The sequence below is a fragment of the Pseudomonas sp. CCNWLW23 genome, assembly GCF_037095675.1.
GTDB classification, from domain to species: Bacteria; Pseudomonadota; Gammaproteobacteria; order Pseudomonadales; family Pseudomonadaceae; genus Aquipseudomonas; species Aquipseudomonas atacamensis.
In genome coordinates, this window is record NZ_JBAWKM010000011.1 from 44,556 (window position 1) to 65,635 (window position 21,080).

Consider the following 21,080-nt stretch of genomic DNA (forward strand, 5'->3'; position numbering starts at 1 on the left):
CTTGCGGGTATTGCTGATCAAGACTTCATCGCTGGGCGACGTGATTCACGCGTTGCCAGCGCTGACCGACGCCGCACGGGCGATCCCGGGCATCAAGTTCGACTGGGTGGTGGAAGAGGGTTTCGCCGAGATTCCGAGCTGGCACCCGGCGGTCGATAAAGTGATTCCGGTGGCGATCCGCCGCTGGCGCAAGAATTTGTGGAAAACCCTCACCAGCGGCGAGTGGAAACGCTTCAAGCAAAGCGTGCGCGCCAATAAATACGATCTGGTGATCGACGCTCAAGGCCTGCTGAAAAGTGCCTGGCTGACCCGCTACGTCAAAGCCCCGGTGGCCGGCCTCGATAAAACCTCCGCGCGCGAGCCGATGGCTGCGCGCTTCTACGATCGTAAACTCGCTGTCGCCCGAGGCCAGCACGCCGTCGAGCGCGTGCGCCAGTTATTCGCCATCGCTCTGGGTTACGACTTGCCCAAAGGACTCGGCGATTACGGCCTCAACGTCGAGCGCCTGGTCGAGTTGCCACGCAGGAACGCTTACGTGGTGTTCCTCCACGGCACCACTTGGGATACCAAGCACTGGCCGGAAATCTACTGGCGCGAGCTGACCGAGCGGGTCGGCTACCTCGGCGTTGGCGTGAAGCTGCCGTGGGGCAACCCGCAGGAAAAGGCCCGCGCCGAACGCATCGCTGCCGGCTTCAAACACGCCGAAGTGCTGCCGAAGCTTAATCTGGCCGGCGTCGGCAAAGTCCTCGCCGGCGCGCAAGCCTGCGTGGCGGTGGACACCGGGCTCGGCCATCTGGCCGCTGCGCTGGATGTACCGACGATTTCGTTGTTCGGCCCGACCAACCCGGGCCTCACCGGCGCCTACGGCAAGCTGCAGATTCATCTGGCCAGCGACTTCCCGTGCGCGCCCTGCATGCAGAAAAAATGTACCTATCAACCGACCGAGCAGGATGCCCGTCAGTTTGACCTGATACGCGAGCAGCCTTTGTGCTTCACGCGTGTGAACCCCGAGCGTGTCGCCAGCCGACTGAGCACGTTGTTAATGGCTGAGGAGTTGCGCTGATGCAATTGGCATTTGTCCTGTACAAATATTTCCCGTTCGGTGGCTTGCAGCGCGACTTCATGCGCATCGCCCTCGAATGCCAGAAACGCGGCCATCAGATTCGCGTCTACACGCTGATCTGGGAAGGCGACGTGCCGCCGGGTTTCGAAGTGCTGGTGGCGCCGGTCAAAGCGTTCTTCAATCACCGTCGCAACGAAAAGCTCAGCGCGTGGATGGTCGCGGATCTGGCCAAGCGTCCGGTCGATCGCCTGATCGGCTTCAACAAAATGCCGGGCCTGGACGTCTACTACGCCGCCGACGGCTGCTTCGAAGATAAGGCACAGAACCTGCGCAACTCGCTGTATCGCCGCTGGGGTCGCTATCGCCACTTCGCCGAGTACGAGCGCGCGGTGTTCGCCAAGGACGCGAAGACCGAAGTGCTGATGATTTCCGAAGTGCAGCAGCCGCTGTTCATCAAGTATTACGACACGCCGCTCGAGCGCTTCCACTTGCTGCCGCCGGGCATTGCGCAGGATCGTCGGCGGCCAGCGAATGCCGACGAGATTCGCACCGGTTTCCGCGCTGAATTCGATCTCAAGGACGACGAGTTGCTGCTGGTGCAGATCGGCTCCGGCTTCAAGACCAAGGGTGTCGATCGCAGCCTCAAGGCGCTGGCCGCCCTGCCGGCCGAATTGCGCAAACGCACCCGGCTGTTTGTAATCGGCCAGGATGACCCCAAATTATTCCAGATGCAGAGTGCGACGCTGGGCCTGGGCGACAATGTGACCTTCCTCAAAGGGCGCAGCGATATCCCGCGCTTCCTGCTCGGTGCCGATCTGTTGATCCACCCGGCCTACAACGAAAACACCGGCACCGTGCTGCTTGAAGCGCTGGTGGCCGGTTTGCCGGTGCTGGTCAGTGCGGTCTGCGGTTACGCCCATTACATCGCCGAAGCCGATGCCGGGCGAGTGCTCGACGAGCCGTTCGAGCAGGCGCAGCTGACGCAATACCTGACCGAGATGTTGAGCAACGACGCTGCACGGGCGGCCTGGAGCCGTAACGGTCTGGCCTTCGCCGAGACGGCCGACCTCTACAGCATGCCGCAGCACGCGGCGGATGTGATTCTGGCGGAGCACGCTTAATGAAGTTGATGCTGGCTGAACCGTTCAAAAGCCTTTGGGCCGGACGCGACCCGTTCGCCGAAGTCGAAGGCTTGCAGGGTGAGGTGTACCGCGAGCTGGAAGCGCGCCGGACATTGCGCACGGAAGTCGACGGCCATGGTTTTTTCGTCAAGATCCACCGTGGCATCGGTTGGGGCGAAATCTTCAAGAATCTGCTGACTGCCAAGCTGCCGGTGCTCGGCGCCGGGCAAGAGTGGAAGGCCATCCAGCGCCTTCAGGAAGTCGGCGTGCCGACCATGACCGCCGTCGCCTACGGCGAGAAGGGCCGCAACCCGGCGGATCAGCATTCGTTCATCGTCACCGAAGAGCTGGCGCCGACCATCAGCCTCGAAGACTTCAGCATTGACTGGGTCAAGCAGCCGCCGGAGCCAACACTCAAGCGCGCATTGATTGCCGAAGTCGCGCGGATGACCGGGATGATGCACCGCGCCGGGGTCAATCACCGCGACTGCTACATCTGCCATTTCCTGTTGCACACCGACAAACCGGTCACGCCGCAGGATTTCAAACTCTCGGTGATCGATCTGCACCGAGCCCAGACCCGCGCAAAGATCACTCAGCGCTGGCGCAACAAGGATCTGGCGGCGCTGTACTTCTCCGCGCTGGACATCGGCCTGACCCGCCGCGACAAACTGCGTTTCCTCAAGGGCTACTTCCAGCAACCGCTGCGGCAGATTCTGGCAGAAGAGGCGCCACTGCTGAGCTGGCTGCAAGGCAAGGCCGACAAGCTCTACGCGCGCAAACAGCGTTACGGGGATGCGCTCTGATGGCGGGCTGGACACTGGAGCCGCAGTACAGCGACCTCGCCGAAGATTTCGGCAGCCTCGAAGCTGTGTTTGCCTTGCAGGGCGAACGCCTGACCCGCGATCCGCTGTCGGAAGTCGTTCGGGTGCAGCGCGAAGGGGTCAATTACTACGTCAAACGCTACGTCGGCGCCGGTAAGGGCCTGCGCCGTTACCTCGGCAAGCCGCGGGTAAAAATGGAATGGCAGAACCTCAAGCGCTTCGCCAAGTGGGGCATCCCCACGGCCGAGGTGGTGGCCTGGGGCCTGGAGCGGCGCGGCGCGGCCTACGATCGGGGCGCGATGATCACCCGTGAGCTGCCCAATACCGAAGACCTCTCGGCGCTGGCCGAGCGCAAGGATCCCCGGCTCAAGGATCGCGCCTGGGTCGACGGTGTCAGCCAGCAATTGGCCGGTTACACCCGGACCATGCACGACCATCGGTTTACGCATAACGATTTGAAATGGCGCAACCTGCTGATCGACGATCAGGCGCGCATCTTCCTCATCGACTGCCCCAACGGCGAATTCTGGCGCGGCTTCTGGCTCAAGTACCGGATCACCAAGGACCTCGCCTGTCTCGACAAACTGGCCAAATATCACCTGTCCAACACCCAACGCCTGCGCTTCTACAAGCAGTATCGCCAGTGTGATCGGCTCGATGTCGCCGACAAGAAACGGATTCGCCACGTGGTGAGATTTTTTGAGGGGCGCGAATGACTGATTTTCTTGCCGAACAGGACCGCGCACTGCTGGAGCGCCACGGTCTCGGCAATTTCGACGCACTGTGGGCAAAACAGCTTGAAGCTGTGGATGAGCCCAACACTGCCGGTGGCGGCTGGAGCAGCGTGTTCCGCCTGGATCTTGACGGCCAGGGCTATTACCTCAAGCGACAGAGCAATTACCTGACGCGGACCTTGCAGGCGCCGTTTGGCGAGCCAAGCTTTGCCCGCGAATTTCGCAACATCAGCCGTTACCGCAAGTTGGGCATACCGGCATTGCAGGCAGCCTTTTTCGGTGAGCGCAAGGTCGCCGGGGAAGTGCGCGCCATTCTGCTCACCCGCGCCCTGGATGGCTGGAGCGACCTGGATTCGTTGCTGGCGCGCTGGACGCAGCTCAGTGCCGCGCAGCATTCGGCCGTTCTCACCGCTTGCGGGCTGTTGGCGCGGCGGCTGCACGGCGCGCGTCAGGTGCATGGCTGTTTCTATCCCAAACATATTTTTCTGCGCGCCACCGGCGACGGCTATGAGGCGCAACTGATCGATCTGGAGAAAACCCGGCCGTTGCTGTTCGGCATGCGTGATCGGGTCAAGGATCTGGAGCCGTTGCAACGCCGAGCGCCGCAGTGGAGCGAGGCCGACTTGCGCCAATTGCTTGCGGCTTATCTCGACCAGCCGACTGACAGCTCGTTGCTCGACAGCTGGCTGACCCGACTGACAGCGCGGCGCAGCCACAAGGAGACCCGCTGATGCAATTGTCCGAGCTGGCCCGCTCCGGGCGCGCACCCACACTGCCATTGACCGTTACCCTGGCGGACGCCGCCGGTGCGGCGGATTTACAGTTGCTGAGCTTGCTGCGGGTGTTGCCCGGGCAGCGTTACGTTGGCGCAGGTGTCTGGCGCGGTCGGCCGGTGCTGGCCAAGTTATTGGTCGGCAGCAAAGCTGCGCGGCATTTTCAGCGTGAGCTGCAAGGCGTGCGCTTGCTCGCTGCGCAGGGCATGACCACGCCGCTGTTATTGGCCGATGGGCTGAAGGACGGCGAGGGTGGCTGGCTGCTGTTCGAATTTCTTGAGGGTTCCGAGAGCCTCGGTGATGCCTGGGCCGAGGTCGAGTCTCTGCCGGCGCTGGCCGATGAGCAGGCCGCTGTTCTGGCCGAAGCACTGGATGCTATCGGTCGGCTGCACGGCAAAGGGCTCTGGCAGGAAGACTTGCATCTGGACAATCTGCTGCGCCACGGCGGTCAGTTGTACCTGATCGATGGCGCCGGCGTTCGTGCGGAAACGGCGGGGCAGCCCTTGTCCCGGCAGAAAGTGCTGGAAAATCTCGGCGTGTTTTTCGCCCAGTTGCCAAAATCACTCGAACCGTTCACCGAAGAACTGCTGGTGTATTACCTGCTGAGCAACAGCGAGCATGCGTTGCCGCTGGAGGCTCTGCAGAAACAGATCGACAAGGTGCGCAACTGGCGACTCAGGGATTACCTGATCAAGGTTGGCCGCGACTGCACGTTGTTCGCCGTGCAGCGCGGCGCATTTGCCCTGCGCGCCGTTCGCCGTGAAGAAGAAGCGGCCATGCTGCCGGTGCTTGAGCAGGCTGACGCCTTGCTTGATCAGGGGCACCTGTACAAGACCGGCGGCGCGGCCAGCGTCGGCAAAGTCGAGATAGCCGGGCGGGCTCTGGTTATCAAGCGCTACAACATCAAGAATTTCGCCCATTGGCTCAAACGCTTCTGGCGCCCGAGTCGGGCCTGGCATTCCTGGCGTGAGGGCAATCGCCTGGCGTTCCTTGGCATCGCCACGCCGAAACCGCTGGCGGTACTGGAGAAGCGCTTCTTGTGGCTGCGCCGCAGTGCCTATCTGGTCACCGAATACCTGCCCGGGCCGGACATTATCGAGCGCTTTGCGCCGTACGTGGAAAATGGCCAGGCGCCGGAAGCCGAGTTGCTGGCGCTTGATCAACTGTTTGCCCGATTGATCGCCGAGCGCATCAGTCATGGCGACTTCAAAGGCCACAACCTGTTCTGGCAGACGGATCGCTGGGCGCTGATCGACCTCGACTCGATGTGTCAGCACGCCTCGGTTGGCAGTTTCGCCCCGGCCTACGCCCGCGATCGCGCGCGGTTCATGCGCAACTGGCCTGAAAGTAGCGCGTTGTATCGGGTCATTGATGAGCGGCTGCCGAAAGGAGTCTCCAGCGCGGGGTGATTCCTTCTCACGAGCAGACTGGTTCTTGCAAAGGACCCGGTCCACTGCGAAACGGAGTCTGTGGGCAGTAGCGGACAAAATACAGCGATCTGCCCTACAACTTCTCCAGAAGCCATGAACTGTGCCCTGCTCGGGCTCGATGCTAATTTGCCTGACAATCTCGGAGGGCGAATCTTGAGCACGAAAAAAATTCTGATGCTGGGCGTAATTTCTGTGGTGCTCTCAGGCTGTGGCAGTGTCTCGACCGTTTTACAGGGCGACGCCGATGCTGCCCGTGACCTGCGCAAAAAGAAGACCTACTGCCAATCGATTCCGCGCATCTACAGTGGCCTGGCCTTCGATTTTTGCACGCTGAATGCGCCGCCTGATCCTACGGGAATGCTGGCGCCGTTTGTTTTGTTCGATCTTCCGCTGTCCGCCGTGTTCGATACGCTTTCGCTGCCTTACACGGTATATCGGCAGATTACCGATTCAAATCTGAGTATTTACTGGCGCAGAGACGGCTATTGAGTCGTTGAACCTGTTGATTCGGACCAATCGTGCAGGTGGCAATTCGCACAAGGTAATTCCCGTCATGTTTACGCTATAATCCCGCCCTTTAGCTGCCGCTCGCCCTGTGCGAGGGCACATCAATTTTCAAGGCGCATCGCGCCTGCATGCAGACTAAAGAGGCTAGACCCCTGTGGCATTGACGATTCTTGGCCTGTCCGGCGCCCTTAGCCATGATCCTTCCGCAGCCTTGTACATCGACGGCAAGCTGGTCGCGGCGGCTGAGGAAGAGCGCTTCGTACGCGATAAACATGCAAAGAACCGCATGCCCTACGAATCGGCGAAATTCTGCCTCGAGCAAGCCGGCATCAAACCTTCCGACGTTGACGTGGTGGCGATTCCATTCGCCCCGATCAGCCTGTTCGGCAAGGCCCGCTGGCACTACGCCAAGCGCTACTGGTACGCCCCGGATCGTGCTCTTGATGCGATCCTGATGGGCAACCGCCGCTACAAGCGCTATCGCAACAAGATCGTCTGGTGCCTCGAGCAACTGGGCTTCGATCCGAAGAAAATCAAGATCGAGCCGGTCGAACATCACTTGGCTCACGCCTCCAGCGCCTATCACTGCTCGGGTTTCAAAGAGAAAACCGCGATTCTCGGCATCGACGGCAAGGGTGAATACGCCACGACCTTCTTCGGTTACGGCGAAAACGGCAAGATCCACAAGATCAAGGAATTCTTCGACCCGGATTCCCTCGGTGGTTTGTACGGTGCGATCACTGAATTCCTCGGTTTCGAGATGCTCGACGGCGAGTTCAAGGTCATGGGCATGGCGCCGTACGGCGATGCCAGCAAGTACGATTTCTCGCGTCTGGCCTCGTTCGAGAATGGCGAACTGGTGATCAACACCGACTACGCCAACGTGATCGGCCTGCGTCGCTATAAAGAGAAGGGCAAGGGTTTCTACTTCTCGCCGAAGCTGATCGAGTGGCTGGGTCCGAAGCGCGAAGGCGACATCGCTGATGAGCCTTACATCCACTACGCCGCGAGCATGCAAGCGCTGTTCGAGAAGCTGGCGTTGCAGATGATCGACCACTACCTGGGCGACGTGCTCAAGGAAACCGGCAAACTGGCTTTCGCTGGTGGCTGTGCGTTGAACGTCAAGCTGAACCAGAAAATCATCGCTCGCGACGACATCAAAGAGCTGTTCGTACAGCCTGCGTCCGGCGATGCCGGCACCGCAGTCGGCGCTGCCGCTTACGTGTCGCACGCCCGTGGCGTACCGGTCGAGAAGATGGAGCACGTCTACCTCGGCCCGTCCTACAGCAACGAAGACGTCATTGCTGCGTGTGCCCGCCACGAGAACAAGCCGACCTGGCGCAAGCTCGACAACATGCCGGAGCAGATCGCCCAGATCATGGTCGATGGCAACCCGGTCGCCTGGTTCCAAGGCCGCATGGAGTTCGGTCCGCGCGCATTGGGTGGTCGTTCGATCATCGGGTGCCCGAGCGTGGCCGGTGTCGCCGACCGCATCAACCACCAGATCAAGTTCCGCGAGCGCTGGAGGCCTTTCTGCCCGTCGATGCTCGACACCGTCGCGCCGCAGATGATCAAGATCGACCACCCAGCGCCGTTCATGACCTTCACCTTCGAAGTCGCCGAAGAATGGAAAACCCGCGTGCCGGAAGTTGTCCATGAAGACGGTACTTCCCGGGCCCAAGTGCTCAAGCGCGAATACAACCCGCGCTACTACGACATGATGAAGGCGCTGGAAAACCTCACCGGTAACGGCGTGTCGCTGAACACTTCGCTCAACCGTCGTGGCGAGCCGATGATCTGCTCGCCGACCGACGCGCTGAACATGTTTTTCGGCTCTGACCTGCAATATCTGATCATGGAAGACATTCTGGTGGTCAAAGAGGGCGCGAACGCTTATGACTCGCTCGGCTGAACGCCATGTGTTGCAGTTCTGTCACGGCTATGACGGGCCGTTCCTGGACTGCGCACGGCAGTACGCCAGCCTGTTCGCCGGCACCGGCTATCGGGTGACCACGGTGTTTCTGACCGGGGCCGCCGATAGCGAGGTGGCCGCAGCGTGCGCTTCCGATGAAGTGTTGTTCATGGAGTACAGTTCCAAGGCCATTCGGGGCCTGAAACTGGGGGCTATCGGCGATCTGCGCAAGATCGTCGCCTCACGCAATTTCAGTCTTTGCATCGCCCATCGCTTCAAGCCGATCTATATCGCCTTGCTCGGCACCTCGCTGCCAGTGATTGGTGTGCACCACGCATTCGGCGATTACCAGCGTGGCACGCGCAAGCTCTTCGCACATATTTTCCGCAAGCGCCTGAGCCTGCTCGGAGTGTCGGATGCGGTGCGCGACGACATGCGGCGCTGCCTGCCGAAATGGCCGGCAAGCCGAATCCAGACGTTGTACAACCGCATCGATGTGCCTGCACTGCAAGCCCGTCAGGTACCTTCCGAAGAAGCGCGGCAGATCCTCGGGCTGTCGCCGCATGCCTGGATCGTCGGCAACGTCGGCCGCCTGCACCCGGACAAGGATCAGGCCACGTTGCTGCGCGGGTTTGCCCAGGCGCTGCCAGGCCTGCCGGACAACAGTCAGCTGGCCATTCTCGGCAGCGGTCGTCTGGAGCAGGATCTCAAGGCGCTGGCGCGCGAGCTGGGGATTGCCGATCGAGTGCTGTTTCTCGGTCAGGTGCCTGATGCGCGCAACTACTTTCGCGCCTTCGATGTATTTGCCCTGAGCTCCGATCACGAGCCGTTCGGCATGGTGCTGCTGGAGGCCATGGCTGCCGGCGTGCCGCTGCTGGCCACCGCGTGCGGCGGGGCGAAGGAGGTGGTCGAGGGGGTGGGCATTCTGTTTCCACTCGGCGATGCCGAACATCTGGCTCAAGGGCTGCAACACCTGGCCGCGATGGATGAGCCGCAGCGTCGTCAATGTGCACAGATGATGCTCGAGCGACTGCATGAGCATTTCTCCGACCGTGCAGTGCGCGAGACCTTCTGGCGCCTGCCGCCAGTTACCGATCTGGCAACGAGGGGCTGATGCTCAACCGATTTCAAGGCTGGCGCGAACGTGGCTGGTCGCCCGTTGACGCCTCGACCTACGCCACTGCCTGGCAGCGTTATGGCGGCAGTGTCGCGACACATCCGCTGGTCATCGAGCGCCTGGCGAACCTGGCCGGGATCCCGGTGCGTTATCTGGCCTGGCAGCCGCAGGGCGAGGTTAAAGCCGCCATCGCTACCTGGGGGCGCGACCTGGCTCTGTCCAAGGACGTGCTCAAACGCAACGGCAAGAAAGGCCTGTTCGACCTGGGCAATGCCGAGCTGATTCTGCCTGCCGCCGTCGATGCTCAGGCACCGCTGCGTCATCGGGCGCGCTATCTGTCGGCACTCAACGAAGGCCGTTTCAGTGGCCTGAAGTTGCAGGCTGAGCAACTGGCCATGGCCCGCACGCCGGAAGAGTTGTCGAAAAAGTTTCGCTACAACCAGCGTCGAGAGTTGCGTCTGCTGGAAGAAGCGGGCGGTGTGGTGCGAGCGGTCAGCGAGTTTTCCAGCGTTGAGCTGGCCGCGATGTACTGCGATCTGTTTCAGCGCCGCTGGGGCTTTCCGGCGACCGGCGCGGCGCGCATGGCCGAGGTCATCGAGTTGCTGCGCGAGTTGCTGATCGGCTCGGTCATTTTCCTCAACGATGCGCCGATTGCGATTCAATTGGTCTACCGCGTTGAGGCGGCAGAATGGATCAGTGTCGAATACGTGAATGGCGGCGTGGATCCCGAAACCCGCGAGTTCAGCCCCGGCAGCGTGCTGAGCTTTCTCAATACGCAAAGCGCTTGGGAAGACGCACGGGCACTCGGCAAGCCGCTGCGTTTTTCATTCGGGCGCGCTGACCGTGAGTACAAGGACCGCTGGTGCAACCCTGTGCCGGTGTTCACCGTATGAGCCAGACCATGAGCCGCAAACAGCAATTGCTCAAGCGCCATCGACGCAACAAGCGCGTGGCTATGTTGGTCGCGCTGGCCGCCATCATCGCGCTGAGCGTGCTGGTCGTCTGGTGGCTGGCGCCGGTGTTGCTGATTGGCGGCTGGATCGCCCATGAAGCGTGGTTTGCCGATCATCTGTTCTACGCGCCCGGTGACGATTACCAATACAGCTTCCCGCCCTATACGCCGCAGCCGAAGGTTCATCTGCACGGCGAGCAGTTGCGTCTGGATGAAGGTGTGATGCTGGCCGATGACGCTACGCTGATCCTGGCGGTGCAGGTCAGAAGCACATGGCTGGGGCGCTTTCTCGATCCTTGTATCGCGTTGTCGGGCGGCGCCAATCCTGACGTGCAAACCTTTGAGCGCGGTGTCGGCGGCCTGCGCTACCTCAACCTCAGCGGTCAGGCGCAAGCATTGTCCGAAGGAGTATTGCGTCTGCGCGGCCGTTTCTGTCGAGTGTCGGGCGAGCCTGTGCTGTGGGCGCTGGAACACGCTGATTATCGTCGCCAGCGGGTCATGGTCATTGCCCCTCACGCGGATGATGCGGAGCTGGCGGCGTTCGGCTTGTACAGTCAGGCCGATGAAGCCTGGATCGTTACCCTGACTGCTGGTGAAATCGAGGCCGAACACTATCAGCAGATGGGCATGAGCAAGGTCGAAGCCGCGCGGCTGAAGGGACGTTTGCGCGCCTGGGACAGCCTCACCGTGCCGCAATGGGCCGGTGTCCCCCAGGAACGCTGCGTGCAGTTCGGGTATTTCTGCCTGCAACTGGCCGCGATGCGTGACAGGCCGGATCTACCTGTGGGCTCGCGCGAAGCGGACTTGAGCGATACCCGCCTGTTCCGTCAATTCAATCCATTTGTGCTCCCGGGGGACGCCGATGGCGCGCCGACCTGGAACAATCTGCTGGCCGATCTGCGCGAAACGATGCTGCGCGCTCGTCCGGACGTCATCGTGCTGCCGCATCCGGCGCTCGACCCGCATCCTGACCACATCTGCGCGCAGCAGGCTGTGCTTGAAGTGTTGAAAGGTCTGGACTGGCAGCCGACACTGCTCGGTTATGCCAACCACCTGCACGATAACGACCGGTGGCCGATGGGTAATAGTGGTGATGGCGTGGCTCTGCCGCCAGCCTTTGATGCTGGCGTGCCGGTGCAGCCTGTATGTCTGGCGTTGTCCGCAGAGCAGCAGCGTGACAAAGCCATGGCCCTGGGCATGATGCATGACTTGCAGCCGCCTGCGCCGTTCAAGCGTCGCTTGCGTCGCAGCTTGCAGCGATTGCTGGCTGGACGCTCCGGTTCGCCTTATGGCGAAAACGAATTTTTCCGCAAGGCGGTTCGGCGACATGAACTGTTCTGGCGTTTGTAACGACACAGGCGCCCGCGCAAGACTTTCTTGCGGGCGGGCATGTTCAGGTTTGCTCGGGTTGCTGTTGCGGCAAGGAAGACAATGAAAGTTCTATTTCTGGTGCAGAAAGATCAACGGGCCATTCTCGATCGGTTGTACGAGGGTGTCGCCGCCCATTGTGAGTGCGATCTGCGCTGGTTGAGCGGTGACGAGCAGCGCAATCTGCGTCGATACTTTCGCCGCGAAGTAGACGTTTCCCGCTATGACCGCATCGTGTTTTTCCTGCGCTTCAAGCAGGAGATCCGGCAGGTCGGATTTATTCGCACCATCCCCAATCTGGTGATTCTGGAGCACGACGCCTATCAGAATTACATCCCCTGCAAGTACACCGGCAAGTTCAGTGCGCACTATCGGCGTTTGCCGTGGGCACGCGTGATCAGTTCCGGTTTCGTGGTGGCCGAGCGCCTGCGCTCGGAGGGCTTCGACGCCGTGTTCGTGCCCAAGGGCTACGATCAGACGCAATTGCAGGACCTGGGGCGCGAGCGGGATATCGAACTTGCCTTCGTCGGCAGTACCAACAGTGTGGCCTATAGCGGCCGCAAGGCACTGCTGGATGAATTGGGCCAGGTCGAGCCGCTGCTGGTGACGCGGACCAAGTCCGGGGCTGAATACCTGGAAACGCTCAACCGTATCCGCTTTTTTGTCAGCGCGGACGTGGGCATGGGCGAGTTCATGATCAAGAACTTCGAAGCCATGGCTTGCGGCTGCGTCCTGCTGGCCTATGATCAAGGCGCCGCCGAAGCTGCGGCGCTGGGTTTGCAGGACATGCACAACGTGGTGTTCTATCAGACGATCGCGCAGTTGCAGGAAAAGCTGGCCACGCTGCGCGAGGATCCGCAACTGGCGCAACGCATCGCTGACAACGGTCGCGAACTGGCGGTGGAGCAGTTCAGCTTCGCGCGGATCGGTCAGCGCATCGTTGAAGAACTTGAGCCACCGCTGCGTGAGCGGGCGCCGCTGAGTCTGCTGGAAACAATCCGCCTGAAAGTGGGCATTTGACAAGTGTCATATAGCCAGTGATATTGCTGGCGACTTCTGATTAACGAGATTTCGGTGCAATTTTCCAAAGAAAGCCAGATTACATTGGTGGTTACCAGCTGCGGTCGACTCGATCTGCTCAAGGCCACTCTCGATAGCTTCGACCGGTACAACACGGCACCCATTCGTGAAGTGTTCATCACCGAAGATGCCGGCGACGAAGGCGTTGCCGGGATTCTGCCTGCTCACTGGAAAGAGCATTGCACGGTCTTCGTCAATCGTCCGAAGCTGGGCCAGTTGGCATCGATCGACCTGGCCTACGGGCAGGTCAGCACACCCTATATCTTTCATTGCGAAGACGACTGGGAGTTCTACCGTCCAGGGTTCGTCGAAGACTCGATGACCGTTCTGCAGGCCCGGCCGGAAATTCTGCAGATCTGGTTGCGCAGCTATAATCACGATCTGCGGGTTCACAGTCCTTACATCCATTTGGGCGCGCGCGAGATTGTCGATGGCGTTGCGTGTTATCCGCTGATTTCCGACAAGCCGGAGTGGCAGGGGTTCTCGCTGAACCCTGGGTTGCGTCGACTTGAGGACTATCGGTTGTGTGCGCCTTTCGCCGGCCATGGTGGCGAGAAGGCCTTGTCACAGCGCTACTCACAACTGAACAGGGACGCCTTGATACTCGAGGCAGACGCGGTCATGCACACCGGTTTCGGTCTGCATGTGCAAACGGATGTCGAGCGTGAACGCAAAGCGCGCCGCAATCGCCGCGAACAGATCAAATTTGCCTTGTTTCTGTTGCTGGGAGTCTGCATTGGCTGGTTCATCAACTGAGTTCGAGTACCGCGCAGCTTGTCCCCGCAAATCCGTGCAACGGCTTTCTGCCCTATGAATATTCTCAATATCATGTGGGCCGGTGGCGCTCCGTTCGCATCAATCCATAAAGTGCATCAGCAGATACTCTCTCAGGCTGCGCCGTCGGCGGTGGTCAAAACCTGGCTCCTCCAGGGGCAGGGAGCCGAGTGCGGCGTGGATGTCGGTGAGGTCCGGGAGTGGCGGTTATCGTCAGCCCGCCTGAAGGGCCGGCATTTCTGGCGTTTGGCCAAACCCGTGATGCGGGCGAGGTTTCGCCAGGCGCTCGTGGACAGTGACGCTCGATTGCTGCTGCTGGACGGCATGGGTGTCGCACGCACGTTGTTACCGGTCCTCAAGAAACTGCCGCATATCCGCGCGGTAGTGATCTTCCACGGTTCGGCGCGTTTGAATGCCGGCGACCAGGCTCTATTCCAGGCAATCCCTGCGTCCCGACTGACATTGGTTGCCGTTTCCAGCACCCTTGCCGATTCACTGGCCCGCGATCTGCAGATGCCTGTCACCGCGCTGCGAAGTGCGTTCGATCCTGAGGCGTTTCGCGCTGACCTGTTCACCCGCGAGCAAGCCCGGACACGGTTGGGTTTGCCGCAAGGCGATACGCCAGTATTGGGCGCGGTAGGGCGGCTGGTCTCCGAGAAGGGTTTCGGCTATCTGCTGGATGCCTTTGCCGCAGCACTCGACACCCGCCCGGACTTGCGCCTGGTCATTGTTGGCGAAGGCTCCAAACGCGCGGCGCTGGAGCAGCGCATCGACGCGCTTGGCTTACAGGAGAAGGTCTTGCTGACCGGCCATCTGAACGAAGCAGCGCAGCTTTATCGTGCGTTCGACTGGGTGGCCATCCCTTCGCTGGAAGAGGGCCTGGGTCTGGTCATGCAGGAAGCGGTGATGGCCGGCGTACCGGTGCTGTGCAGCGATCTGGAGGTGTTCAGCGAACAGCTGGGCAGCGCCGGCTGGTATGCGCCGGTCAATGACACGAAAGCCTGGGCCGAGGCCATCGACCGCGCCTTCAATGCCTCATCTCAAGCGATCAATGCCGAGCAGTACCGGATGCTTGCACCGGACGAGGCCTGGTCGAGCTTCAGCCAGGCTGCCCGCGCATTGTTTTCATGACGACAAGACCGCGCGCTCAAGTGCCTGCATCGGAAAGCTGTCGTTCAGCTTTTCGCGCGCAATATAGCGTGCGAAGTGTTGCAGGTTGCGTTTGATCAAGCGCTTTGGCAACGGTCCGCGGGTAAAGCGCATGTCGGCAACATCGATCAGGCCCATGCGGTTGTCTGGCGTGACCACGATGTTGCCAAGATGCAGGGAGCGGAAATAGATGCCCGAGCGATGCAGGCTGCGTATCAGGGCGGCGAGGTCCGGCAACGCCTGCTTCCACTCGAATCCTTGTTTGCTGGCGATCTGACGCAGCGTCTGCCCTGGCAGAGGCTCATACAGCACGGCGGTCATGCCTGGTTTTTCAAGGCGAAAGAACTGGAGGATCTGCAAGGTCGGTACGCCGAGTTTTTGCAGCTCGACGGCATTGTCGATGAACCGCTTCGAATAGGGGCGCAGCAGAGCGGATGAAAAAAACCGCTTGCGACGGAACAGTTTGAGAATTTTTCCATCTTGCAGCAGGTAGACTTTCGGCCCGTAGCTGTCCGCTTCCAGCACTTTGGCAGCGTCGATCATTTGGTCTAGAGCGGCTTGGGAGAGCCGGGAGCATCGCATCGTAGGAAGCCTTGTCGAAAGTGCGGGGTGTAGTAGCGGGCAATGATGCCGAAAAGTTTCGATTTTAACCATGCCGCGTCGCATGGGCGAACCCTTGTCAGGAGCAGATTGATGCAGGAAACACGCTGGGCGCAACTATGGATGGCGACGGGGCTCTTGTGGTTTTTACTGGCCATTGCCTTAGCGCCCACCAACAAGGTTTACCAGCAGGGGCTGGTCGCTCTCGTCTGGTTGCCGGCGCTAGTGCTGGGCTGGTCTGCGCGGCACCGCGTCAGGGAAGTGCTTTACGAGCAACGCTGGATCTACCTGCCGTTGCTCGGATTGCTGGTCTGGTCGCTGATCAGTCTGGCATGGACAAACGCACCGGAAACGGGTCGCGAGGCCAAGCGTCTGTTGTACATCGTGGTGTTCCTGCTGTTTTTTCCGGTGTTTGCCAGCGGACGCCCCGAGCGGTTGATTCGCCTGATGCAGTGGGGCGGGCTGGGATTGGCGGTGACGGCGCTGGTGGCGATTGTCAGGTTCTACGTCATTGACGGCAACGTCTGGTCTGCGCGGGTGGAAGGTCTGGGTGAACTGGCGCATCCGATCCTCGGCGGCTATGTCATCGGCCTCGCGGCCGTGTGGCTGGCCCTGTGGGCGCCGCGTGATTTGATGCGGCAAGGGATCTGGGCGCTGGCGTTGACGGTGCTGGTTGTTTTTGTCCTGATGAGTCAGAGCCGCGGTGCGGCGTTGGCGCTGTTTCTGACCATCCTGGCCATGCCGATCTGGTGCCGTGACCGGCACAGCCGAATCGTCGCAGCCGTGGCACTGGTGGTGGCGATTGCGGCGCTGTGGCTGTTCGAGCCGTTGGTGCTGGCGCGCGGGGTCTCGTATCGTCCGCAGATTCTGATGGCTTCTCTGGATATGATTGCCAAGCACCCCTGGGGCGGGCTGGGTCTGGGTGGGGACTATCGGGTGCTCTGGTCTGGAATGACCTTCGATCACGCCCACAACCTGTTCACCCATGTCGCGATCGTGCTGGGTCTGCCGGGACTGCTGTTATGGTCTGCCGTCTGGTTCGGCGTGGTTTTTCAGGCGTGGAAAGTTCGGGAAACGCTGTATGCCCGCGGTGTTATCGGTATCTGGCTGTTCTCGACACTGGCGATGCAGTTCGACGCTGCCAGCCTCACCGGCACCCCGCGCGCCGAGTGGTTCATCAGCTGGCTGCCGTTGGGGCTTGCCAGCGTTTTGGTATGGGCGCGGGCCAATGGCGGCGCTTGTGATAAAATTTCGCGTTCTTCTTAACCAGTGAGCTCTACGATGACTGACGCACCGCCCAAAGCGGAACAGGAATCCAGCCTGAAAATCTACTTTCGGCTGTTGGGGTACGTAAAACCCTATATCGGTCTTTTCCTGCTGAGTATCGTGGGCTTCGTGATCTTTGCTTCCACGCAACCGATGCTGGCCGGGATTCTCAAGTATTTTGTCGATGGCCTGAGCAATCCCGAAGCGGTGCTCTTCCCCAATGTGCCTTATCTGCGAGACGTGCAGCTGTTGATGGCTGTGCCGTTGCTGATCATTTTGATCGCAGCGTGGCAGGGCCTTGGCTCGTTTCTCGGCAACTATTACCTGGCGAGGGTTTCGTTGGGGCTGGTGCATGACCTGCGTATCGAATTGTTCAACAAACTGCTGGTACTGCCCAACCGCTATTTCGATACCCACAACTCGGGTCATCTGATCTCGCGCATCACCTTCAACGTGACCATGGTCACCGGCGCCGCCACCGATGCCATCAAAGTGGTGATCCGCGAAGGCCTGACCGTGGTTTTCCTGTTCGCCTATCTGCTCTGGATGAACTGGAAGCTGACCTTGGTGATGCTGGCGATCCTGCCCGTGATCGCGTTCATGGTCGGCAACACCAGCAAGAAATTCCGCAAGCAGAGCAAGAAGATTCAAGTGGCAATGGGCGATGTCACTCACGTCGCTTCCGAAACCATTCAAGGCTATCGCGTCGTGCGCAGTTTCGGTGGCGAGGCTTATGAGCAGCAGCGCTTTGCGGCGGCCAGCCAGAGCAACACCGACAAACAGTTGCGCATGACCAAGACTGGCGCCGTGTATACGCCGATGCTGCAGCTGGTGATCTACACCGCCATGGCCGTTCTGATGTTCCTGGTGTTGTTCCTGCGCGGTGATGCAACGGCCGGTGATCTGGTCGCGTACATCACGGCAGCAGGTTTGCTGCCGAAGCCGATCCGGCAATTGTCCGAAGTCAGCTCGACCATTCAGAAAGGCGTGGCCGGTGCTGAAAGCATTTTCGAGCAACTCGACGTTGAACCGGAAATCGATACCGGCACGATCGAGCGTGATCGGGTCAGTGGCCACCTGGCGGTGAACAACCTCAGCTTCACTTACCCGGGCACCGAACGGGAAGTGCTGAAAAACATCAGCTTCACCGCGTCGCCAGGTCAGATGATCGCACTGGTCGGGCGTTCCGGCAGCGGCAAATCGACGCTGGCCAGTCTCATTCCGCGCTTCTATCACCACGAGACCGGCGAAATTCTGCTCGATGATGTCGAGATCGAAGATTATCGCCTGCGCAATCTGCGCCGCCATGTAGCGCAAGTGACCCAGCACGTGACGCTGTTCAACGACACCATCGCCAACAACATCGCTTACGGCGATCTGGCAGGCGCGCCTCGCGAAGATATCGAGAAAGCCGCCAGGGATGCATTTGCCATGGACTTCATCGCGCAAATGCCTCAGGGCCTGGATACCCAGGTCGGCGAGAACGGTGTGCTGTTGTCTGGCGGACAGCGTCAGCGTCTGGCGATTGCCCGGGCCTTGCTGAAAAACGCCCCGCTGCTGATCCTCGACGAGGCGACTTCGGCCCTTGATACCGAGTCCGAGCGGCACATTCAGGCAGCACTCGACCATGTCATGAAAGGCCGCACCACGCTGGTGATTGCCCACCGTTTGTCGACCATCGAGAAGGCCGATCTGATCCTCGTCATGGATCAGGGCGAGATCGTCGAACGCGGCACTCATGCCCAATTGCTTGCTCACAATGGCTATTACGCACGGCTGCATGCGATGGGGCTGGATGCTCCGGCCGAAGACATTGCCTGATCTGCAGATGAGGGTGGGCCAGCCTCACCCTCGTGTATTCCCGGTGCGCGCGATCCTGTTAATATCGCGCCCCTGTTCATTTTGTATGTGGGTTGCTCCATGAAATTGTCGATGCCGCGATTCGATCAAGCCCCTGTCTTGGTGGTCGGCGATGTCATGCTCGACCGTTACTGGCATGGCGGAACCTCACGGATTTCCCCTGAGGCACCGGTGCCGGTGGTCAAGGTCGAGCAGATCGAAGATCGCCCGGGCGGTGCCGCCAACGTGGCGCTCAACATTGCCGCGCTGGGTGCACCGGCATCACTGGTGGGCGTGACCGGCGATGACGAAGCCGCCGACAGCCTGAGCAACAGTCTCAAGGGCGCCGGCGTGCGCGCCTTGTTCCAGCGCATCGCGCACCAGCCGACCATCGTCAAGCTGCGGGTCATGAGCCGGCATCAGCAACTGCTGCGTATCGATTTCGAAGAGGTGTTCGCCACCGATGCGCTGGCACTGGCCGCGCAGGTCGACGAACTGCTGGAAGGCATCAAGGTGCTGGTGCTGTCGGATTACGGCAAAGGTGCGCTGAAGAATCATCAGACGCTGATCCAGGCCGCCCGTGCCAAAGGCATTCCGGTGCTGGCCGATCCCAAGGGCAAGGATTTTTCGATCTACCGCGGTGCCAGCCTGATCACGCCGAACCTCAGCGAGTTCGAAACCATCGTCGGTGGTTGCGCCGATGAGCACGAACTGGTGAGCAAGGGTGCCGTCCTGATGCAGGACCTCGACCTTGGCGCACTGCTGGTGACCCGCGGCGAACACGGCATGACCTTGTTGCGCCCGGATCATCCGGCGTTGCACCTGCCGGCCCGCGCCCGCGAAGTGTTCGACGTGACCGGTGCCGGCGATACGGTGATTTCGACCCTGGCCGCGGCCATTGCCGCTGGCGAAGAACTGCCGCACGCCGTGGCGCTGGCCAATCTGGCAGCAGGTATCGTCGTCGGCAAGCTCGGTACAGCAGCGATCAGCGCCCCGGAGCTGCGCCGCGCCATTCAGCGCGAAGAAGGTTCGGAGCGAGGTGTGCTGGGTCTTGAGCAACTACTGCTGGCGGTTGATGATGCCCGTGCGCACAACGAGCGGATTGTTTTCACCAATGGCTGCTTCGACATCCTCCATGCCGGCCACGTGACCTATCTGGAGCAAGCCCGCGCTCAAGGCGATCGTCTGATCGTCGCGGTCAACGATGACGCCTCGGTCAGCCGCCTGAAAGGCCCGGGCCGGCCGATCAACAGCGTTGACCGACGCATGGCGGTACTCGCCGGTCTCGGCGCGGTGGACTGGGTGATCAGTTTCTCTGAAGGCACACCGGAAAACCTGCTGCGCGAGGTCAAGCCGGACGTGTTGGTCAAGGGTGGCGATTACGGTATCGATCAGGTAGTCGGCGCCGATATCGTCACCGCCTACGGCGGCACGGTGAAAGTGCTGGGGCTGGTGGAAAACAGCTCGACGACAGCAATCGTGGAAAAGATCCGCGGCCAATAAGCTCAAGAGATCGCAGCCTGCGCCAGCGCCTGAACAGAATTGTGCAGGCGCTGGCGCAGGCTGCGATCTTTTTGCTTTTCAGGAATTCACTTTCTTGCGCGGTACGATTTTCTTCAGCAGCTGCCTGGCCTTGCCGCGCAGGCGGGCCAGTCCAGTGGCCTTCTCCGCTGGCGTCAGGCCCTGTTGGCGCAACCAGTCCTTCCAGCGAATCCGCTCATCGCGCACCAGCCAGCCATCCTGGCGGGCAAAGCTTTCAGCCAGATACAGACCGCGCGTACTCGCCGGATACAGCTGATCCTTTTTCAGGGTATACAACTCAGGCAGCGGCTGACCGTCGTGCAATGGCATCAAATACAGGTCAGGCCGTTTGCGATCGAGCCGCGCCACCAGTTGATCACCTTCCAGACGCTCGTCGACATGAAACAGGCTCAAGGACTTCGCCTCTTTGGGTACGTCCAGGCGCAGGTCATAGATCAATTGCAATGACGCCGTCGGCAAATGCACGTAGGCCCGTGGCCGCTCCAGCAATTGCAGGTTGGCGCAGCGCACCGGCCGTGCTGAACCGGAGAGCGGTGTCAGGCGAAACGGCAGCGCTTCGCGGTAATGCAGCGCAGCGGAGTAGGGCGCCGGCAACCAGGTGTCATTGAAACGCCCACCGAGCCAGCCTTCCGGGGTTTCCAGCAGGCACTCTTCGGCAATTTCCTGAATTGCTGTGTGCAGCGGAATATTCAATTCGTGGGCCGGCACGTAGCCGGAAATCAGCTTCAGTACCACGTCGCCGCGATCCTGGCGACGCTGGCGCACCAGCACCCAGTAATCGCGATTCTGCCAATGCAGGGTCAGGCGCACGGACACGCCGAGGTTGGCCAGCTCCAGGGCAAAGCGTTCGCTGTCTGCAACGCTGACCGGTTTGCGCCGTTGCAGGGTCTGGGCGAAGTTCAGCGGCATGCCGACGCTCTGGTAGCTCAGGCCTTCGGGCGTGGCTTCGACGAACAGCGGCAGCGTCTTGAAGTTGCTCGGGTTCTTGCGGATGAGCGTGCGCGGCATATCGGCTCCTGGCTTAAGGCC

At 60.7% G+C, this 21,080-nt stretch carries 19 protein-coding genes; 17 read left to right on the forward strand and 2 right to left on the reverse strand.

Features of this window, described 5'->3' with window-relative positions; translation table 11 throughout:
• The first annotated feature begins 1 nt into the window (after position 1).
• The 14 genes from rfaC (at position 2) to V8J63_RS15440 (ending at position 14,786) form a co-directional block, all read left to right on the forward strand.
• Complete coding sequence (rfaC, locus tag V8J63_RS15375) at positions 2 to 1,063, forward strand: lipopolysaccharide heptosyltransferase RfaC (protein WP_336353993.1); 1,062 nt, start codon at positions 2 to 4, stop codon at positions 1,061 to 1,063.
• Entirely contained in the window at positions 1,063 to 2,184 is a 1,122-nt protein-coding gene (locus tag V8J63_RS15380) for a glycosyltransferase family 4 protein (RefSeq protein ID WP_197892400.1), read from the forward strand. The genes rfaC and V8J63_RS15380 overlap by 1 nt, the downstream gene beginning before the upstream one ends.
• Complete coding sequence (gene rfaP, locus V8J63_RS15385) at positions 2,184 to 2,990, forward strand: lipopolysaccharide core heptose(I) kinase RfaP (RefSeq protein ID WP_125926297.1); 807 nt, start codon at positions 2,184 to 2,186, stop codon at positions 2,988 to 2,990. The genes V8J63_RS15380 and rfaP overlap by 1 nt, the downstream gene beginning before the upstream one ends.
• Positions 2,990 to 3,724 carry a lipopolysaccharide kinase InaA family protein gene (locus tag V8J63_RS15390; protein WP_024011322.1) on the forward strand — a complete coding sequence of 245 codons (735 nt, stop codon included), beginning with the start codon at positions 2,990 to 2,992 and terminating at the stop codon, positions 3,722 to 3,724. The genes rfaP and V8J63_RS15390 overlap by 1 nt, the downstream gene beginning before the upstream one ends.
• Entirely contained in the window at positions 3,721 to 4,473 is a 753-nt protein-coding gene (locus V8J63_RS15395; RefSeq protein WP_024011323.1) for a lipopolysaccharide kinase InaA family protein, read from the forward strand. Before V8J63_RS15390 ends, V8J63_RS15395 begins: the two co-directional genes overlap by 4 nt.
• Positions 4,473 to 5,924, forward strand: a complete 1,452-nt coding sequence (locus tag V8J63_RS15400; RefSeq protein ID WP_125926296.1) for a lipopolysaccharide kinase InaA family protein — start codon at positions 4,473 to 4,475, stop codon at positions 5,922 to 5,924. Before V8J63_RS15395 ends, V8J63_RS15400 begins: the two co-directional genes overlap by 1 nt.
• Positions 5,925 to 6,119: 195 nt before the next feature.
• On the forward strand, positions 6,120 to 6,434 hold the full coding sequence (locus V8J63_RS15405) for a YceK/YidQ family lipoprotein (RefSeq protein WP_442963529.1): 315 nt from the start codon (positions 6,120 to 6,122) through the stop codon (positions 6,432 to 6,434).
• Positions 6,435 to 6,606: 172 nt separating this feature from the next.
• Positions 6,607 to 8,364, forward strand: a complete 1,758-nt coding sequence (locus V8J63_RS15410) for a carbamoyltransferase family protein (RefSeq protein WP_024011327.1) — start codon at positions 6,607 to 6,609, stop codon at positions 8,362 to 8,364.
• Positions 8,348 to 9,478 (forward strand): glycosyltransferase, encoded by a 1,131-nt coding sequence (locus tag V8J63_RS15415; RefSeq protein WP_125926294.1) that lies wholly within the window; start codon positions 8,348 to 8,350, stop codon positions 9,476 to 9,478. The genes V8J63_RS15410 and V8J63_RS15415 overlap by 17 nt, the downstream gene beginning before the upstream one ends.
• Positions 9,478 to 10,374, forward strand: a complete 897-nt coding sequence (locus tag V8J63_RS15420) for an antimicrobial resistance protein Mig-14 (protein WP_130888132.1) — start codon at positions 9,478 to 9,480, stop codon at positions 10,372 to 10,374. Before V8J63_RS15415 ends, V8J63_RS15420 begins: the two co-directional genes overlap by 1 nt.
• 8 nt (positions 10,375 to 10,382) lie before the next feature.
• Positions 10,383 to 11,783 (forward strand): PIG-L family deacetylase, encoded by a 1,401-nt coding sequence (locus V8J63_RS15425; RefSeq protein ID WP_336464321.1) that lies wholly within the window; start codon positions 10,383 to 10,385, stop codon positions 11,781 to 11,783.
• 81 nt (positions 11,784 to 11,864) lie between these two features.
• Positions 11,865 to 12,821, forward strand: coding sequence for a glycosyltransferase (locus V8J63_RS15430; RefSeq protein WP_336464285.1), 957 nt, complete (start codon positions 11,865 to 11,867; stop codon positions 12,819 to 12,821).
• Positions 12,822 to 12,875: 54 nt separating this feature from the next.
• Positions 12,876 to 13,637: a glycosyltransferase family 2 protein gene (locus V8J63_RS15435; RefSeq protein ID WP_130902891.1), complete on the forward strand. Its 762-nt coding sequence runs from the start codon at positions 12,876 to 12,878 to the stop codon at positions 13,635 to 13,637.
• Between the two features lie 54 nt (positions 13,638 to 13,691).
• A complete protein-coding gene (locus V8J63_RS15440) occupies positions 13,692 to 14,786 on the forward strand; it encodes a glycosyltransferase (RefSeq protein ID WP_024011333.1) in 1,095 nt (364 codons plus the stop codon).
• On the opposite strand, the gene V8J63_RS15445 is transcribed toward V8J63_RS15440, so the two are convergent.
• Positions 14,781 to 15,386 carry a lipopolysaccharide kinase InaA family protein gene (locus V8J63_RS15445; RefSeq protein WP_038860760.1) on the reverse strand — a complete coding sequence of 202 codons (606 nt, stop codon included), beginning with the start codon at positions 15,384 to 15,386 and terminating at the stop codon, positions 14,781 to 14,783. The two genes, V8J63_RS15440 and V8J63_RS15445, sit on opposite strands and share 6 nt — an antisense overlap.
• 111 nt (positions 15,387 to 15,497) lie before the next feature.
• On the opposite strand from V8J63_RS15445, the gene V8J63_RS15450 reads away from it, so the two are divergent.
• The 3 genes from V8J63_RS15450 (at position 15,498) to hldE (ending at position 20,012) form a co-directional block, all read left to right on the forward strand.
• Entirely contained in the window at positions 15,498 to 16,670 is a 1,173-nt protein-coding gene (locus V8J63_RS15450; protein ID WP_336464286.1) for an O-antigen ligase family protein, read from the forward strand.
• Positions 16,671 to 16,685: 15 nt separating this feature from the next.
• Positions 16,686 to 18,491, forward strand: coding sequence for a lipid A export permease/ATP-binding protein MsbA (gene msbA / locus V8J63_RS15455; RefSeq protein WP_016771984.1), 1,806 nt, complete (start codon positions 16,686 to 16,688; stop codon positions 18,489 to 18,491).
• A 99-nt stretch (positions 18,492 to 18,590) separates the two neighbouring features.
• Positions 18,591 to 20,012, forward strand: a complete 1,422-nt coding sequence (hldE, locus tag V8J63_RS15460; protein ID WP_016771983.1) for a bifunctional D-glycero-beta-D-manno-heptose-7-phosphate kinase/D-glycero-beta-D-manno-heptose 1-phosphate adenylyltransferase HldE — start codon at positions 18,591 to 18,593, stop codon at positions 20,010 to 20,012.
• A gap of 78 nt (positions 20,013 to 20,090) precedes the next feature.
• Here the strand turns inward: hldE and V8J63_RS15465 are convergent, their stop codons facing one another.
• The gene (locus V8J63_RS15465) at positions 20,091 to 21,059 is read right to left on the reverse strand and encodes a hypothetical protein (RefSeq protein WP_024011335.1); all 969 of its coding nucleotides are present in this window, start codon (positions 21,057 to 21,059) and stop codon (positions 20,091 to 20,093) included.
• Positions 21,060 to 21,080 lie beyond the last annotated feature (21 nt).

Coding starts and splice junctions, on each gene's coding strand:
- V8J63_RS15400 (WP_125926296.1), top strand. CDS start 4,473: ATGCAATTGTCCGAGCTGGCCCGCTCCGGGCGCGCACCCACACTGCCA.
- hldE (WP_016771983.1), top strand. CDS start 18,591: ATGAAATTGTCGATGCCGCGATTCGATCAAGCCCCTGTCTTGGTGGTC.
- rfaP (WP_125926297.1), top strand. CDS start 2,184: ATGAAGTTGATGCTGGCTGAACCGTTCAAAAGCCTTTGGGCCGGACGC.
- V8J63_RS15450 (WP_336464286.1), top strand. CDS start 15,498: ATGCAGGAAACACGCTGGGCGCAACTATGGATGGCGACGGGGCTCTTG.
- V8J63_RS15390 (WP_024011322.1), top strand. CDS start 2,990: ATGGCGGGCTGGACACTGGAGCCGCAGTACAGCGACCTCGCCGAAGAT.
- V8J63_RS15395 (WP_024011323.1), top strand. CDS start 3,721: ATGACTGATTTTCTTGCCGAACAGGACCGCGCACTGCTGGAGCGCCAC.
- V8J63_RS15405 (WP_442963529.1), top strand. CDS start 6,120: ATGCTGGGCGTAATTTCTGTGGTGCTCTCAGGCTGTGGCAGTGTCTCG.
- V8J63_RS15440 (WP_024011333.1), top strand. CDS start 13,692: ATGAATATTCTCAATATCATGTGGGCCGGTGGCGCTCCGTTCGCATCA.
- V8J63_RS15425 (WP_336464321.1), top strand. CDS start 10,383: ATGAGCCGCAAACAGCAATTGCTCAAGCGCCATCGACGCAACAAGCGC.
- V8J63_RS15380 (WP_197892400.1), top strand. CDS start 1,063: ATGCAATTGGCATTTGTCCTGTACAAATATTTCCCGTTCGGTGGCTTG.
- V8J63_RS15465 (WP_024011335.1), bottom strand. CDS start 21,059: ATGCCGCGCACGCTCATCCGCAAGAACCCGAGCAACTTCAAGACGCTG.
- V8J63_RS15430 (WP_336464285.1), top strand. CDS start 11,865: ATGAAAGTTCTATTTCTGGTGCAGAAAGATCAACGGGCCATTCTCGAT.
- V8J63_RS15445 (WP_038860760.1), bottom strand. CDS start 15,386: ATGCGATGCTCCCGGCTCTCCCAAGCCGCTCTAGACCAAATGATCGAC.
- V8J63_RS15415 (WP_125926294.1), top strand. CDS start 8,348: ATGACTCGCTCGGCTGAACGCCATGTGTTGCAGTTCTGTCACGGCTAT.
- msbA (WP_016771984.1), top strand. CDS start 16,686: ATGACTGACGCACCGCCCAAAGCGGAACAGGAATCCAGCCTGAAAATC.
- V8J63_RS15420 (WP_130888132.1), top strand. CDS start 9,478: ATGCTCAACCGATTTCAAGGCTGGCGCGAACGTGGCTGGTCGCCCGTT.